Source organism: Streptomyces sp. NPDC029041, from assembly GCF_040637515.1.
Lineage (GTDB): Bacteria > Actinomycetota > Actinomycetes > Streptomycetales > Streptomycetaceae > Streptomyces.
In genome coordinates, this window is the sequence record NZ_JBEZWO010000006.1 from 265,426 (window position 1) to 281,356 (window position 15,931).

A 15,931-nucleotide genomic window follows, 5' to 3' on the forward strand; every position below is an offset into this window, starting at 1 on the left:
CGTTGCGGAGCGCTATGTGGGGGTACGCGCTTTCTGCCTGCGGCGCCCGTGCGGGTTCGGTGGAGTGGACGTCTTCGCGTGGCGCCGGGTGGGGGTCGGGGCCGCGCCGGGGGGTGTCCGTCCTCGGAACGTCGCGATGGGGTTGCGTGCCGACTGACTGTTCGTCGACGCGACAACCGCTGCGGGCGGACACCCCCCGACACGGCCCCTTCTCGCCGTACGCGGGTGCGGGAGCGCTCTGGCCCAGCTGCGGGCATGCGTATCGCTGGGGGCGGCACGGGTGGGCGCAGCAGTACCTCGTCGCGCCGGGCTGCTCAACGCCCCGGCCCCGGGCTACTTCAACGCCCCCGCCGTCAGCCCCTGCACCACCTGCCGCTGGAAGATGACGTACGCGGCGAGCACCGGCAGCATCGCCATCACCAGGCCCGCGAAGAGGCCCGACCAGTCGCCCTTGTAGCCCTGGCTGACCGCCAGCTGGACCAGGCCCTGGGTGAGGACCCGCTTGTCGGGGTCGGTGTTGAGGACCGTGGGGAGCATGTACTGGTTCCACTGGCCCAGGAAGTTGAAGATGCCGACGCTGATCAGGCCCGGCTTGGCCATGGGCAGCATGATCTGGAAGAACGTGCGGCTGTGGGAAGCGCCGTCCACGAAGGCCGCTTCGGCGATGGACGTCGGCAGGGTGCGGAAGAACGCCGTGAGGAAGAACACCGTGAACGGCAGCGAGTAGGCGATGTAGACCAGGATCAGGCCGTGGATGGTGTTCAGTAGGCCCATGTTGTTCACGACGTAGAACAGCGGGACCAGCGCGAGCATGATCGGGAAGCTCATGCCGCCGATGAACAGGAAGTAGATGAAGCGGTTGCCCGGGAAGTCGAAGCGGGCCAGGACGTAGGCCGCCATGGAGCCCAGGACCAGCGTGCCGATGAGTGAACCGCCCACTACGAGGACCGTGTTGAGGAAGTAGTCGCTCATGTTGGCCTGGGTCCACGCCCGCGACCAGTTGTCGAAGTGCAGGGCGTCCGGGAGCGACCAGGGGGAGCTGAAGATGGAACGGTCGTCCTTGAAGGACGTCATGACCGCCCAGAGCAGCGGCATGACCACCATGACCGCCCAGATGACCAGGACGCCGTGGGAGAAGACGTTGAGGACCGTGCCCTCCTTCTTCTCCTTCGCGGGAGGGGGCGGCTCGAGGACCGTCTTGGTGATCGGGGCTCCGGACTCGGCCGGGAGCGGCGCGGGGGTTTCGGTCGTCTTCATGGGTCAGTACTCCAGCCGCTCGCGACGGCCCAGCCGCATCACCACGGCGGCGAAGGCCAGCGTGACGACGAGCAGGGCGACACCGATGGTGGTGGCGTAGGCGGCCTGCCCGTCACGGAACGCCTTCTGGTACACGTACAGGACCATGACGGTGGTCGAGTAGTCGGGACCGCCCGGCCCGGTCGTCATGATCTGCACGACCGCGAACGACTCGGCGCCCAGGGCGAGGATGCCCATGTAGACCCAGCCGGACTGCACCGTGTCCCAGAGGAGGGGCAGGGTGATCCGGAAGAACGTGGTGACGCGGTTCGCGCCGTCCAGCAGGGCCGCCTCGTACATGTCCGAGGGGATGGAGGCCATGCCGGCGGAGAAGAGGACCACGAAGAAGCCGACCGTGGACCAGACGAGGACCCCCATCACCGCCCACAGGGCCTGATCGGGGTCGCCCAGCCAGAGGGGCTGGACATCGTCCAGGCCGATGCCGCGCAGGAGCGAGTTGATCGCGCCGCTGTCCGGGTTGTACGCGAACGCGAACAGCAACGCGACGATGGCGATCGAGAGGACCTGCGGGAAGAAGTAGACGATCTTGTAGAACGAGGAGCCCCGGACACCGGTGACCACCGGGCCGTTCTTCCTCTTTCTGCCACCCACATTGATCATGAAGGCGAAGAACAGCGCGAGGCCGATCGTCACCACCGGCAGCAGGAGGGCGAACAGCAGGCTGTGCTGCAACGACTTCCAGAAGATGTCGTCGTCGAGCATGCGGCTGTAGTTGTCGAAACCGACCATCTTGAATTCGGGACTCAGGCCGGTCCAGTCCGTGAACGAGTAATAGATGGACTGGATGAACGGCCAGACCACGAAGAGCGCGTACAGTCCCAGGGGCAACGCGAGGAAGCCCACGATGAACCGGTACTTGCCGTGCTGCATCGCCACTCCGGTGCCGTGTGCGGAATTGGGGTTTTCCGGTGCCGTTACTGGTGCTTGTAGTGCTTGATGGAGTCGTCCTTGGCGGCCTCGTCGGCAAAGCCCTGGATCTTCTTGATGGCCTCGGCCGGGGTCAGGCGGCCGGCCATCATCTCGCCCAGCCCGGAGACGCCGATCTTCTCCTTCTGCAACTGCACGTACCAGTCCTGCATACGGGGATTCACCACGTTCTCGCCGGCCTTGTCCAGTGCCGCGACACCGGATTTCAGTCCGGGGGTGAGGGCGATGCCGTCGGTGCCGCCGTTGTACGCGGTCAGCGACTTCACCTTGCCGGTGAAGTTCTTCGAAGAGGCCTCGCTGAGCATGATGCGCAGCTGCTCCATGCCGCCGGGGGCGTTCTTCGCCTTGGCCGGGACGATGAAGGGCTCGCCGCCGGAGGCCCAGATGGTGCCGAACGGCATCTTGTCGGAGGAGTCGATGCCGGTGGGTGCGGAGACGGCCAGATTGAAGTCCTCGGGGATGACGTTGGCCGACTCGTTCTCCACCCAGGAGCCGTTCGGGATGAACAGCGCCTTGCCCTCGGCCCAGGCGGTCTGCGACTGGATGTGGTCCAGGCCGGGGGTGCCCTTGAGGACGTAGCCCTTCTTGTAGAGCTCGTAGTACGCCTCGAAGCACGCCTTGACGGCCGGGTGCTTCCAGGCGTTCGGCTCCAGGTTGTCGATCGCGTCGAGGACCTCGCGGCCGCCGACCTTCCCGATCATCGGGTAGAGCGAGAACGGGATGTAGTACGGGTATTTGCCCGCATACGTCCAGCCCGCCATGCCCTTCTTCTTGGCCTTCGCGCAGACCGCGAGCATCTGGTCCCAGGTCTCGGGGTACTGCTCGTCGAGCGAGTCCAGGGCCTTCTGCGAGTACCAGACGCCGTACACCGTGTAGGCGTAGTAGAGGATCCAGACCTTCTCGCCGTCGAACTGGCCCATCTCCACGATGCCGGGACGCAGCGTGTCGCGGACCTTCTTGGCCGGGTCGTCGTAGGAGGGCGCGTCCAGCAGCGGGGTGAGGTCGGTGAGCTGGTTCTTGCCGACCAGGACGCCCATGTCCATCTGCTCGGCGCCGGAGTTGTCGATGAGGTCCGGCGGGGTGCCCTGGTTGAAGCGGGGCTGCAGGGTGGACTGGATCTTCTGGGTGGCGGAGAACTTCACCTGGACCTCGGGGAAGTTCTTCTCGTAGATCTTCACGGCGTCCTCGGCGTATTCCTTGCCGAAACCGCCGTCGAACAGGACGAATTCCATGCCGGCCGTGTCGTTGACGGCGAGCGGGTTCTTCGCGGTCTTCTTGCCGGCCTTGGCCTTGTCGCCGCTGTCGTCGCCGCCGCTGCTCGCGCAGGCGGACAGCAAACTCATAGTGGGGACGGAGATCAGCCCGAGCGCGGCGGACCTCTTGATCAGATCACGGCGGCCGACACCCTCGGTGCCGTGGTTCTCGGCGGAAGTGGATCCCATGCTCAAGTCCTCGCCTTCTCCAGGACTCAGGCGGTGAACCGGATCCTCCCCGGCACCGCGATCGGGTCACGCTGGGTCGTGCAGGAACGTGCGGGTGGTGATGTGCAGATCGGGTGAAGCGTGCGACAGGTATAGTCCACTTCCCGCCGGTGGATCAACATCGAACACAGAGTTGGCCGTGGGTCTTATCCGAGTTGAGACCTCGCGGAAGTATGGACGGCCTGTGGATGCTCCGCCGGAGATATCCCGGTCACGGCGCCCGAATGCCACAGGCAACACCCTTGACACTCCCTGCCACTTGGGCGACTACTGGTCCTTGCGCGATGAAGGTGACAACGTTGTCCACTGCGCAGGGAGGGTACCCGTTGATGCAGCGGAAAGCTCGGCACGGATGGGGTTCGGCGGTCGTGTCGGCGACCGCCTTCGCTTTGGCCCTGGGTTCGCAGGGCGTTGCGGTCGCACTGCCGCAGACCCCCGTGAAACCCGATCGGGAATTCGCCTCCTCCTTCGAGCCGGACGACCCTGTTCCGGACTGGCTCAACGCCGTCGACACCGCCCCCGACGGCGGCAAGCGGGCCGCGGGCGTCGACGGCGGCTACAGCAGCGGCATACCGGGCAACGTGACCGACCGCGTCACGGAGGTCCGGGCCGGCGGCGAGAACACGGGCGGCGGCGAGGTGAAGGAGAACCTCGTCGACGGCGAACCGAGCACCAAGTGGCTCACCTTCGAGGCCTCCGGCTGGGTCGAGTTCGACCTGGACAAGCCGGCCGAAGTGGCGCGTTACGCGCTGACGTCGGCCAACGACCACGCCGAGCGCGACCCGAAGGACTGGGCCCTGAAGGGCTCCGCCGACGGCAAGGAGTGGAAGACCCTGGACACCCGCTCCGGCGAGACCTTCCCCGAGCGGTTCCGGACGCAGACGTACGACCTCGCCGAACCCGGTGAGTACCGGCACTTCCGGCTGGACGTCACTGGGAACAACGGGGGCGACATCCTCCAGCTCGCCGACCTCCAGCTGTCCACGGGCGGCACCGACGGGCCCGTCCCGCAGGACATGCTCTCCCTGGTCGACCGCGGTCCGAGTGGCTCCCCCACCGCCAAGGCGGGCGCCGGATTCACCGGGAAGCGGGCCCTGCGGTACGCCGGCCGGCACACCGCCGACGGGCCGGCGTACTCGTACAACAAGATCTTCGACGTGAACGTGGCCGTCGGCCGGAACACGCGGCTGGCCTACCGCGTCTTCCCGTCGATGGCGGACGGCGACCTCGACTACGACGCCACCAACGTCTCCGTCGACCTCGCCTTCACCGACGGCACCCACCTGAGCGACCTGCGCGCCACCGACCAGCACGGCTTCCCGCTGACCCCGCGGGGGCAGGGCGCGGCGAAGATCCTCTACGTCAACCAGTGGAACCACGTGGCCTCGCGGATCGGGTCGGTCGCGGCCGGGAAGACCGTGGACCGGATCCTCGTGGCGTACGACTCCGCCAAGGGACCGGCGCGGTTCCGGGGCTGGCTGGACGACATCGGCATCGAGTCCGTCGCACCCGAGCGGCCGAAGGCGCACCTGTCCGACTACGCGGTGACGACCCGGGGCACCAACTCCAGCGGCGGCTTCTCGCGGGGCAACAACTTCCCGGCGACGGCGGTACCGCACGGCTTCAACTTCTGGACGCCGGTGACCAACGCGGGTTCGCTCAATTGGCTGTACGACTACGCGCGGGCGAACAACGCGGACAACCTGCCGACGATCCAGGCGTTCAGCGCCAGCCACGAACCGAGCCCTTGGATGGGTGACCGGCAGACCTTCCAGGTCACGCCGTCCGTGGCCACCGGGACCCCGGAGTACGGGCGGGAGGCCAGGGAGCTGGCCTTCCGGCACGAGAACGAGACGGCGCGGCCGTACTACTACGGGGTGCGGTTCGAGAACGGGCTGAAGGCCGAGATGGCACCGACCGACCACGCGGCGGTGCTGCGCTTCACCTACCCCGGCGACGACGCGAGCGTCCTCTTCGACAATGTCACCGATCAGGCGGGGCTGTCCCTCGACAAGGAGAACGGGGTCGTCACCGGCTACTCGGATGTGAAGTCCGGGCTGTCGACGGGGGCGACCCGACTGTTCGTCCACGGCGAGTTCGACCAGCCGGTGACGGAGGGCGACTCCAGCGGCGTCAAGGGACATCTGCGCTTCAAGGCCGACGACCGGACCGTCACCCTGCGCCTGGCCACCTCGCTGATCAGCCTCGACCAGGCGAAGGACAACCTGCGCCAGGAGATCCCGGAGGGCAGGTCCTTCGAGGCGGTGAGGAAGGGCGCCCAGCGGCAGTGGGACCGGCTGCTCGGCCGGGTCGAGGTCGAGGGCGCGACCCCCGACCAGCTGACGACCCTGTACTCCAGCCTGTACCGGCTCTACCTGTACCCGAATTCCGGATTCGAGAAGGTCGGCGGCAGGCATCGTTACGCCTCGCCCTTCTCCCCCATGCCGAACCCGGACTCCCCGACGCACACCGGCGCGAAGATCGTCGACGGCGAGGTGTACGTCAACAACGGCTTCTGGGACACCTACCGGACGACCTGGCCCGCCTACTCGCTCCTGACCCCGTCCCGGGCGGGCGAGCTGGTCGACGGGTTCGTGCAGCAGTACAAGGACGGCGGCTGGACCTCCCGCTGGTCCTCCCCCGGCTACGCGGACCTCATGACGGGCACGTCCTCGGACGTGGCGTTCGCCGACGCGTACGTCAAGGGCGTCGACTTCGACGCGGAGGCGGCCTACGAGGCGGCGGTGAAGAACGCCACGGTCGTACCGCCGAACCCGGGCGTCGGCCGCAAGGGCATGACCACCTCACCGTTCCTCGGCTACACGAGCACCGAGACCCACGAGGGACTGTCCTGGGCGCTGGAGGGCCACCTCAACGACTACGGCATCTCGCGCATGGGCCGGCGGCTCCACGAGGAGACCGGCGAGCGGCGCTACAAGGAGGAGTCGGAGTACTTCCTCAACCGCGCCCGGGACTACGTGAACCTCTTCGACGCGAAGGCCGGCTTCTTCCAGGGCCGTGACGCGAAGGGCGACTGGCGGGTGGAGTCCTCGCGGTACGACCCGCGGGTGTGGGGTCACGACTACACCGAGACGAACGGCTGGGGGTATGCGTTCACCGCTCCGCACGACAGCCGGGGTCTGGCCAACCTGTACGGCGGCCGGAAGGGCCTCGCGGACAAGCTCGACGACTACTTCTCCACCCCGGAGACCGCCTCCCCCGAGTTCGTCGGCTCCTACGGCGGTGTTATCCACGAGATGACCGAGGCGCGGGACGTCCGGATGGGCATGTACGGGCACTCCAACCAGGTCGCCCACCACGCGATCTACATGTACGACGCGGCCGGGCAGCCCTGGAAGGCGCAGGAGAAGGTCCGCGAGGTGCTGTCCCGGCTGTACACGGGCAGCGAGATCGGGCAGGGCTACCACGGTGACGAGGACAACGGGGAGCAGTCGGCCTGGTTCCTGTTCTCCGCGCTCGGCTTCTACCCGCTGGTGATGGGCAGCGGCGAGTACGCGATCGGATCGCCCCTGTTCACCGAGGCGACCGTGCATCTGGAGAACGGGCGCGAGCTGGTGGTGAAGGCGCCGCGCAACAGCGCACGGAACGTGTACGTGCAGGGCTTGAAGATCAACGGCCGTGCGTGGACGAAGACTTCGCTGCCGCACGCACTGGTCGCCAAGGGCGGTGTCCTGGAGTTCGACATGGGCGCGCGGCCGTCGTCCTGGGGCACGGGCGAGCACGCCGCGCCCGTGTCGATCACCCGGGACGACGAGGTGCCGACGCCCCGCGCGGACGTGCTGGAGGGTGACGGCGCCCTGTTCGACGACACATCCGCGACGGACGCGACGGTGACCTCCGTGGACCTGCCGGTCCCGAAGGGCGCCGAGGCGGCCCAGTACACGCTGACCTCCTCGGCGGACCGGACGAAGGCACCGGCCGGCTGGAGGCTCCAGGGCTCCTCCGACGGGACGACTTGGCGGACGCTGGACCGGCGCACCGGTGAGTCCTTCACGTGGAACGGACAGACCCGCGCGTTCTCCGTGAGGTCACCGGGTACGTACGAGAGGTACCGCCTGGTCCTCGACGGTGAGGCAACCCTGGCGGAAGTCGAACTGCTCTGCTGAGCAGCCGAGTTGGGGGTCCGATGCCGCTTGCTGTGCCCGTCCTGCCCGAGGGTGTCGATCCGGCCTGGTTACCGCCCGCCGCGTTCCGGGCGGTCGGCGGACGGCGGACGCTGATCCGGGGGTCGGATCCGCTGGTGGAGACGGTGCACGGGGAGGTGGCCGAGGCCTGCCGGAGGTTCGGGGGCCGGGTCGTACGGGACGCCGTCGCCGACGGCGCGTACGACCTGGTTCTCGGCCTCGGTACCGGTGAACCCGGTGACGAGGGCTTCACCCTCGCGCGGGAGGGCGGCACGACGACCGTCACCGCCTCCGGCGGCCGGGGGCTGCTGTACGGACTGTTCCACGTGGTGCGCCTCGGGGAGGCGGCGTTCCGGGGTGAGTGGGCGCCGCAGGCCCATCACCCCGCGCTCGCGCTGCGCATGCTCGACCACTGGGACAACGTGGCCGTGCACCCGGTCATGGGCCAGGTGGAGCGCGGGTACGCGGGCGGCTCGCTGTTCTGGCGGGAGGGCAGGGCGCGGGGCGAACTCGAGCGGGTGCGGGCGTACGGCAGGCTGCTCGCGGCGTGCGGGATCAACGCGCTGAGCGTGAACAACGTCAACGTGCACGCGGCCGAGGCGCTTCTGCTGACCGACCGCATCGGTGACGTGGCCGAGATCGCCGGGGCGTTGCGCCCCTACGGCATCCGCACCCATCTGTCGGTCTCCTTCGCGTCCCCGATCACCCTGGGCGGTCTGCCCACCGCCGACCCGCTGGACGAGGCGGTGCGCGGCTGGTGGGCCGAGGCGACCCGCCGGGTGTACGAGGCGATCCCCGACTTCGGCGGGTACGTGGTGAAGGCCGACTCGGAGGGGCAGCCGGGGCCGTTCGCGTACGGCCGCAGTCACGCCGAGGGCGCCGATCTGCTCGCGGCGGCGCTGGAGCCGTTCGGCGGCACGGTGCACTGGCGGGCGTTCGTCTACGACCACCGCCAGGACTGGCGGGACCGCACGACCGACCGGGCCCGGGCCGCGTACGACCACTTCGTGCCGCTGGACGGGCAGTTCGCGGCCGGTGCCGTGCTCCAGGTGAAGCACGGGCCGATGGACTTCCAGGTGCGCGAACCGGTCTCGCCGCTGATCGGGGCCATGCCGCGGACCCGGCTGGCGGTGGAGCTGCAGATCACCCAGGAGTACACCGGGCAGCAGCGGCACACCTGCTGGCTGGGGCCCATGTGGAGCGAAGTGCTGCGGTTCCGGCACCGACCGGGCGTGACGGTGGGCGAGTCGGCGCGGGGCGGGCTCGTCGCCGTGTCCAACGCGGGTGACGACCCGTTCTGGACGGGGCATCCGCTGGCGCAGGCCAATCTGTACACCTTCGGGCGGCTGGCCTGGCAGCCGGACGCCGAGCCGGGCGCGGTGCTCGACGAGTGGATCGCACTCAGCTTCCCGGACGCCCCCGCACGGCTGGCCGACGGGCTGCACGCCGTGCTGGACGGCTCGTGGCGGACGTACGAGAAGTACACCGCTCCCCTGGGGGTCGGCTTCATGGTGCAGCCGGGGCACCATTACGGGCCGAGTGTGGAGGGGTACGAGTACAGCCCGTGGGGGACCTATCACTTCGCCGACCGGGACGGCGTCGGGGTCGACCGCGGTGTGACGGGCGGTACGGGGTTCGCCGGGCAGTACGGCACACCGTGGGCCGAGCTGTACGAGTCGCCGAAGACCTGCCCGGACGAGCTGCTGCTGTTCTTCCACCACGTGCCGTACGGGCATGTGCTGAAGAGCGGGAAGACGGTGGTCCAGCACATCTACGACACCCACTTCGAGGGGGTCGAGGAGGTCGAGGAGGCCCGGGCGGTGTGGGATTCGCTGGCCGGGCTGGTGGACCCGGCGCGCCATGCCCGGGTGGCGGAGCGCTACGAGGAGCAGCTCCGCAGTGCCCGTGAGTGGCGCGATCAGGTCAACAGCTACTTCTTCCGCGCGTCCGGGGTGCCGGACGCGCGGGGGCGGCGGATCTTCTGAAAGACCGCCACCCCGTTGAGCGTCATGCGGTGAAGTGCTCGCGCGTCTCGGCGATCACCGAGCGGCTGCCATGCAGCAGGGACAGCAGCAGAGGGGCGGCCAGCAGCGCGGGAAGGGCCTCGGTCAGCGCGGTCGCCGACGCGGCCGTCAGGATCAGCAGGGAGGCGGCGGCGAGAGTGGCGCGGCCGTGGCGGAACAGGAAGTACGCGGCGAGGCGGGCGGTGTCCCGGGCGCGGAAGGCGAACAGGGACGTGAGGACGAGGGCGTGTGCGCCCCAGAGCAGGGAGCCGGTACCGATCAGCGCCAGCAGCAGCGCCCACCAGCCGGGCAGGCCGGTGGCGGAGAAGTGCGTGAGGGTGAAGACGATGACCGTCAGCCACAGCAGCAGGGGTGCCCACAGCTTCAGTGCCGGTACGGCGTTGAGCCGCCAGCCGCGCAGACAGGCGCGGCCCGGGTGCAGCTCGGTGAGGTCGCGGCTGCGGTGGTGGAGGGCGTAGAGGGCGGCGGACAGGGCCGGCCCGAGGGGCAGCAGGCACAGGGCCGCGAGGGGGAGGTTGGCGGGGTCGGGACCGAGCAGCAGCAGTGCGGCCGGCCCCGGGGAGGCCGTGAGGAGGAGCAGCACCTCGACGGTCAGGAGGGTGTGGATCAGGGCGCAGACCCGGGAGAGGGTTCCGGTGCCGAAGTCGGGGGCGCGCACGGTGCTCATGCGGCGGCCTCCCGGCCGGGCAGCCGCCGCACGTGCCGGTGGCCCTGCCTCGAGAGGGGCCGGTGCGCCGCCGTGCCGTGGGTGAACCCGCCGCTCGGCGCCTCGGGGACGCGGATCACCCGTTCTCCTTCCTGAACCGCTCGTAGGCCTTGTTGTGCAGGTCGACGAGTTGCTGCATGTTCTTCGACTTCAGCTCGGCGAGGTAGGAGTTCCACTGGGACAGCGGGCGCTTGCCGAGGACGAACTGGAGGGTGTTCTGGATGACGTGGTCCTTCAGCGGGGTCTCCCAGAGGGTGGCCTGCTCCTGCTCGAAGGACTGCAGGGGGTGGGCCGGGTCGACGGGCAGTTGCCGGCGCTGGGCCATGGCGTCCTGGAACTTCTTCTCGTCCGGGCTGAACATCGAGGAGACGAGCTCCCAGCTGCCACCGTAGGCGAAGACGCCGTTGTAGAAACCGAAGTCCTTCTGCATGTCCTTCGGGGCGTCCGGGTCGGAGCCCATGAGGCTGATGCCGGGCTTCGGCCGGTACCGGCCTCCCGAGCGCGTGTGGGTGACGCCCTCGATGCCCCACCGGGCCAGCCGCTGGCCCTCGTCGGAGTACCAGAGCCAGTCCACGAACTGCATCATGGCGACGAAGGTGTCGCTCTTCAGCGCCTTGCTGGAGATCATGACACCGTTCTCCAGCCGGCTGCCGCCCGGCACCACGGGGCCGGCGGGCCCGAGCGGCACCGGCACCATCTCGATCCTCGCGCCCTTGACCTGCTTCTCCAGGTTGTACCGGTAGTCCTGCACCAGCACCTGGGGGTTGGCGCTCATCGCGTAGGACTTCTCGGCGAGCAGCTTCTGCAGCGCCTGGTCGTCGGTCTGGCTGAAGCTCTCGGGGTCCATGAGCTTCTCGGCGACGAGTCTGCGCAGGTACTCGACCATCTGGCGGTAGGCGTCCTGCGCGCCGGTGAAGACGTACTTCTGCGCCTTGTGGTCGAAGCTGATGTTGTCGTACGTCCAGCCCGCCTTCACCCCGTACGCCTGGCCGAGGTAGCTGAACAGGGCGCCGCAGGGGAACGGGGTGTTGGTGCTCCAGCGGTCGGTGAGGGGATACGTGCCCGGGCGCTCCTGCCTGAGCGTCTTGAGGACGTCGTACACCTCGTCCCAGGTGGTGGGCAGGCTCAGGCCGTGCTGGTCGAGGACGTCCGTGCGGAAGGACAGCGAGTAGTTGGCCTTGGTCTTCTCGTGCAGGCCGGGCAGCAGGTAGTAGTTGCCGTCGGACTGGCGGATCGAGTCGAGCTCGGGCTCCAGCCTCCACTTGCGCACCTTCTCGCGGAAGTTCGGCATCAGCTTCACGTAGTCGCTGACCGGGAGGATCGCGCCCGAGGAGACGAAGGCGACCTCGGAGGGGTGGTACGTCTTCGGGATCAGGAAGGGGGCGTCGCCGGCGCCGATGAGCACGCTGCGCTTCTTCTCGTAGTCGGCGAGCGGCACGTCGACCGGCTTGAGGGTCACGCCGGTGCGCTTGGTCAGCTCCTTCCAGAACAGCCAGTCGTTCTTCATGGGGTAGACCGGGTTGTTGTTGTGCAGCACCGCGAAGGACAGCGGCCGGGAGGCCTTGAACTGCTGCCCGGCCCGGTAGTTCTTCATGGCCCCGTCCTGCTTCTTCGACAGGTCCTTGCCGTCCCCGCCGTCGTCACCGCCGCCGCAGCCGGTGACCGTGGCGAGGCCGATGAAACCGGCCGCGGCGAGTACCTGGCGCCGCGACAGCCGTCCTTCGTTCTTCACGGGAACCCCCTTGTTCCGTAGTCGAGTTGAGGAGCAGAACCGGTCAGCCCTTGACCGCGCCGAGCATCACGCCCGAGACGAAGTAGCGCTGGACGAACGGGTACACACAGAGGATCGGCAGGGCGGTGAGGACGATGGTGACCGACTGGATGTTGGCGCCGACCTGGCTGAGCTGCTCGGTTCCGGCACCGGCGTTGCCGCCGCCGGTGGCGCCCTGGATGAGGTTGCGCAGGTAGACCGTGACCGGCATCAGCTCGGTCCGGTCCATGTAGAGGAACGCGCTGAACCAGGAGTTCCAGAAGGACACCGAGTAGAAGAGCACCATGGTCGCCACGACCGCCTTGGACAGCGGCAGCACGATCCTCAGCAGGGTGCCGTAGGTGCTCAGGCCGTCGATCTGCGCGGCCTCCTCCAGCTCCGTCGGCAGGTTCTCGAAGAAGGCCTTCATCACCAGCAGGTTGAAGACACTGATCGCGTTCGGCAGGGCGATCGCCCAGACGCTGTTCTTCAGGCCGAGGCTGGTGACCAGGAGGTAGTTCGGGATCAGGCCGCCGGTGAAGAACATGGTGAACACGGCGATGCCGACGAGCACACCCCGGCCCTTGAGCTGCTTCTTCGACAGGACGTAGGCGTAACAGGTCGTCAGGACCATGGCGACGGCCGTCGCCACGACCGTGTAGAGCACGGTGTTGCCGTAGTTCCGCCAGAACATCGAGTCCTGGAAGACGATCCGGTACGTGGTGAGGTTGAACCCCTTGGGCAGCAGGGTCACCTCACCGGCCCGGATCTGCCGCTCCCCGCTGAAGGACCGCGCGAGGATGTTGACGAACGGGTAGAGGGTCACCAGCACGACGAGCGTGAGGATCAGCCCGTTGACGCCCTGGAAGACCCGCTGGGGGCGGCTCGGCCTCACCACAGGCTCGTCCCCACGGTGCGGCGCGAGAGCGTGTTGGCGGATGTGATCAGGACCAGGCCGATGACCGCCTCGAACAGGCCGATGGCGGCGGCGTAGCTGAAGCTGTTGGACTCCACGCCGGAGCGGTAGACGTACGTCGAGATCACATCAGCGGTGGGATAGGTCAGCGGGTTGTACAGCAGCAGCACCTTCTCGAAGCCGACCGCCATGAACGTGCCGACGTTGAGGATCAGCAGCGTGATCATGGTGGGGCGGATGCCGGGCAGGGTGACGTGCCAGATCTGCCGCAAGCGGCCCGCGCCGTCGATGCGGGCGGCCTCGTACAGGTCCTCGTCGATCGTGGTGAGCGCGGCGAGGTAGAGGATCGTGCCCCAGCCGGCGGTCTGCCAGATCTCGGAACCGACGTAGACGGTGCGGAACCACCCGGGCTCCTGGATGAAGCGCACCGGGTCGTGACCGAGCAGACCCAGGACGTGGTTGACGGGGCCGTCGCTCGCGAGCATCTGCATCGTGATGCCCGCGACGATCACGATCGACAGGAAGTGCGGGAGGTACGACACCGACTGCACGAACCGCTTCAGGGAGCGCCTGCGCACCTCGTTCAGCAGCAGTGCGAGCACGATCGGGATCGGGAAGCAGAAGACGAGCGTGAGCCCGCCCAGCCACAGGGTGTTGCGGAACACCTGCCAGAAGGTGGGGTCGCTGAGGAACATCCGCACATAGCGCAGGCCCACCCATTCCTCACCGAAGATCGAACCGCCGGGCTCGAAGCGCCGGAAGGCGATCACGTTGCCGATCATCGGCAGATAGCGGAAGACCAGGAAGAACAGCAGCGGCAGGATCGCCAGCGAGTACAACTGCCAGTCGCGGCGCAGTGCCCGTCGCCATGCCCTCCGGGTGGGCGCCCGCTTGCCGCCCAGGGGAGCGGCCCGGGCCGGCGGCTGGTCCGTTGAGCCCGGTGGGGCCGAAGTGGTGGACGTGCTCATTGCTCGGGCCTCCCGTGGACATGGGACGCGGAACCGAAACTTTCGAGCTCTTGCCGGTAACTTGCGGCAACCTATGGGGCCGAGAAAGCGCTGTCAATGGGTGCTGCGGCACTCGAGAGGGACGCCTGTGGCGCGTTGGAAGCCCATAGGAGCTGGGTATGACTCCGGAGTCAATCACCCTTGCCCGTTCGCAAGTTTCTGGATGACCACCGACTCCTGCGAGGTGCTGCCGTGCCGGCGTTCGACCTGTCACCGACCGAACTGGAGCACCATCGCCCGGACATCGAGGAGCCGGCCGACTTCGACGCGTTCTGGCAGGACACCCTGACGACGGCCGGGGAGGCGGAACCACTCGTGTCGGTGCGGCCCGTGGAGACGGGCCTGCGGCTGACGCAGACCTGGGACGTGACGTTCCGGGGTTTCGCGGGCGACCCGGTGCGCGCGTGGTTCAGCCGGCCCGCCGGGGCGGATGAACCGCTGCCCGCCGTGGTCGAGTTCGCCGGCTACGGGCGCGGTCGCGGCCTTCCGCACGAGCGCCTGACGTGGGTGAACGCCGGGTACGCGCACCTGCTCATGGACAACCGCGGTCAGGGCGACCAGTACGGGTGCGGCGGCGGCACACCCGATCCGCACGCCGTCGCACCGGGCGGGCCCGGGCCGGCGGTGCGCGGGCTGCTCGCCGCCGAGGACTACCACTACCGGCGTCTGATCACGGACGCGGTGCGTGCCGTCGCGGCCGTACGAAAGTTGCCGGGGGTCGATCCGGGGCGGATCGCCGCCGCGGGCAACAGCCAGGGGGGCGGACTGGCCCTGGCGGTCGCGGGGCTCGTGCCCGGGCTGGCGGCACTGCTGAGCACGGCGCCGCTGCTGTGCGGGATCCGGCGCGCCCTGGACCTCACGGACACCGGGCCCTACGGCGAGATCGCCGCCTACCTCTCCGTCCACCGGGGCGCCGAGCGTGCCGCCTTCCGGACCCTGTCCTATGTCGAGGGCGTTTCCTTCGCCCGCCGCGCGCAGGCCCCGGCCCACTTCGGGGTGGGCCTGCGGGACACCGTGTGCCCGCCGAGCGGGGCATACGCCGCCTTCAACCGCTACGCCGAACTGACCGGCACGGACCCGCGCAAGGAAATCCACGCCTATCCGTTCAACGGGCACGAGGGCGGCGACGCGGTGCACGTGCGGCGCCAACTGGACTGGCTGCACGGGGTACTGAGCTGACGGGCCGGGGCGGCGCAAGGGCTGCGACGCAGCGCAGGTGCGGCGGCGACCGGACTGGCTGCACGGGGTGCTGGCCTGACGGGCCGGGGCGGCGCTAGGGCTGCGACACGGCGCACGTGCGGCGCCAACTGGACTGGCTGCACGCGGTGCTGACCTGACAGGCCGGGACGGCGCAAGGGCTGCGACACGGCGCACGTGCGGCGCCAACTGGACTGGCTGCACGCGGTGCTGACCTGACAGGCCGGGACGGCGCAAGGGCTGCGACGCGGCGCACGTGCGGCGGCGACCGGACTGGCTGCGCGCGGGTGCTGGCCTGACAGGCCGGGACGGCGCAAGGGCTGCGACACGGCGCACGTGCGGCGGCGACCGGACTGGCTGCACGGGGTGCTGACCTGACAGGCCGGGACGGCGCAAGGGCTGCGACACGGCGCACGTGCGGCGCCAACTGGACTGGCTGCACGCGGTGCTGACCTGACAGG

11 protein-coding genes are annotated in these 15,931 nt (G+C 68.8%); 3 read left to right on the forward strand and 8 right to left on the reverse strand.

All coding sequences use genetic code 11. The features are described from left to right. Positions 1-333: 333 nt before the first annotated feature. From AB0F04_RS17340 to ngcE, 3 genes are read right to left on the reverse strand one after another with little or no spacing between them, the layout of a single operon-like run. Positions 334-1,257 carry a carbohydrate ABC transporter permease gene (locus AB0F04_RS17340; RefSeq protein ID WP_362042374.1) on the reverse strand — a complete coding sequence of 308 codons (924 nt, stop codon included), beginning with the start codon at positions 1,255-1,257 and terminating at the stop codon, positions 334-336. 3 nt (positions 1,258-1,260) lie between these two features. Beyond that, a complete protein-coding gene (locus AB0F04_RS17345; protein ID WP_362042376.1) occupies positions 1,261-2,187 on the reverse strand; it encodes a sugar ABC transporter permease in 927 nt (308 codons plus the stop codon). Positions 2,188-2,231: 44 nt separating this feature from the next. Beyond that, positions 2,232-3,686, reverse strand: coding sequence for an N-acetylglucosamine/diacetylchitobiose ABC transporter substrate-binding protein (gene ngcE / locus AB0F04_RS17350; protein ID WP_362042378.1), 1,455 nt, complete (start codon positions 3,684-3,686; stop codon positions 2,232-2,234). A gap of 368 nt (positions 3,687-4,054) precedes the next feature. On the opposite strand from ngcE, the gene AB0F04_RS17355 reads away from it, so the two are divergent. Further along, complete coding sequence (locus AB0F04_RS17355; RefSeq protein ID WP_362042379.1) at positions 4,055-7,852, forward strand: GH92 family glycosyl hydrolase; 3,798 nt, start codon at positions 4,055-4,057, stop codon at positions 7,850-7,852. Between the two features lie 20 nt (positions 7,853-7,872). Next, positions 7,873-9,855, forward strand: coding sequence for an alpha-glucuronidase (locus tag AB0F04_RS17360; protein WP_362042381.1), 1,983 nt, complete (start codon positions 7,873-7,875; stop codon positions 9,853-9,855). Between the two features lie 22 nt (positions 9,856-9,877). Here AB0F04_RS17360 and AB0F04_RS17365 read toward each other — a convergent pair whose 3' ends face one another. The 5 genes from AB0F04_RS17365 to AB0F04_RS17385 are packed head-to-tail and all read right to left on the reverse strand — an operon-like array spanning position 9,878 to position 14,234. After that, positions 9,878-10,561, reverse strand: coding sequence for a hypothetical protein (locus AB0F04_RS17365; RefSeq protein WP_362042383.1), 684 nt, complete (start codon positions 10,559-10,561; stop codon positions 9,878-9,880). Continuing rightward, a complete protein-coding gene (locus AB0F04_RS17370) occupies positions 10,558-10,680 on the reverse strand; it encodes a hypothetical protein (RefSeq protein ID WP_362042385.1) in 123 nt (40 codons plus the stop codon). The genes AB0F04_RS17365 and AB0F04_RS17370 overlap by 4 nt, the downstream gene beginning before the upstream one ends. Then, positions 10,677-12,332, reverse strand: a complete 1,656-nt coding sequence (locus tag AB0F04_RS17375; protein WP_362042386.1) for an extracellular solute-binding protein — start codon at positions 12,330-12,332, stop codon at positions 10,677-10,679. Before AB0F04_RS17375 ends, AB0F04_RS17370 begins: the two co-directional genes overlap by 4 nt. 43 nt (positions 12,333-12,375) lie before the next feature. Next, positions 12,376-13,248, reverse strand: a complete 873-nt coding sequence (locus tag AB0F04_RS17380; RefSeq protein ID WP_362042388.1) for a carbohydrate ABC transporter permease — start codon at positions 13,246-13,248, stop codon at positions 12,376-12,378. Further along, on the reverse strand, positions 13,242-14,234 hold the full coding sequence (locus AB0F04_RS17385; protein WP_362042389.1) for an ABC transporter permease subunit: 993 nt from the start codon (positions 14,232-14,234) through the stop codon (positions 13,242-13,244). Before AB0F04_RS17385 ends, AB0F04_RS17380 begins: the two co-directional genes overlap by 7 nt. Before the next feature lie 231 nt (positions 14,235-14,465). Here AB0F04_RS17385 and AB0F04_RS17390 point away from each other — a divergent pair, with 231 nt between their 5' ends. Continuing rightward, the gene (locus AB0F04_RS17390) at positions 14,466-15,452 is read left to right on the forward strand and encodes an acetylxylan esterase (RefSeq protein ID WP_362042390.1); all 987 of its coding nucleotides are present in this window, start codon (positions 14,466-14,468) and stop codon (positions 15,450-15,452) included. Positions 15,453-15,931: the final 479 nt, after the last annotated feature.

Excerpts from the sequence above, each read along its gene's own strand:
- AB0F04_RS17365 (WP_362042383.1), bottom strand. The coding sequence starts at position 10,561 with ATGAGCACCGTGCGCGCCCCCGACTTCGGCACCGGAACCCTCTCCCGG.
- AB0F04_RS17385 (WP_362042389.1), bottom strand. The coding sequence starts at position 14,234 with ATGAGCACGTCCACCACTTCGGCCCCACCGGGCTCAACGGACCAGCCG.
- AB0F04_RS17355 (WP_362042379.1), top strand. The coding sequence starts at position 4,055 with ATGCAGCGGAAAGCTCGGCACGGATGGGGTTCGGCGGTCGTGTCGGCG.
- AB0F04_RS17360 (WP_362042381.1), top strand. The coding sequence starts at position 7,873 with ATGCCGCTTGCTGTGCCCGTCCTGCCCGAGGGTGTCGATCCGGCCTGG.
- AB0F04_RS17345 (WP_362042376.1), bottom strand. The coding sequence starts at position 2,187 with ATGCAGCACGGCAAGTACCGGTTCATCGTGGGCTTCCTCGCGTTGCCC.
- AB0F04_RS17340 (WP_362042374.1), bottom strand. The coding sequence starts at position 1,257 with ATGAAGACGACCGAAACCCCCGCGCCGCTCCCGGCCGAGTCCGGAGCC.
- ngcE (WP_362042378.1), bottom strand. The coding sequence starts at position 3,686 with ATGGGATCCACTTCCGCCGAGAACCACGGCACCGAGGGTGTCGGCCGC.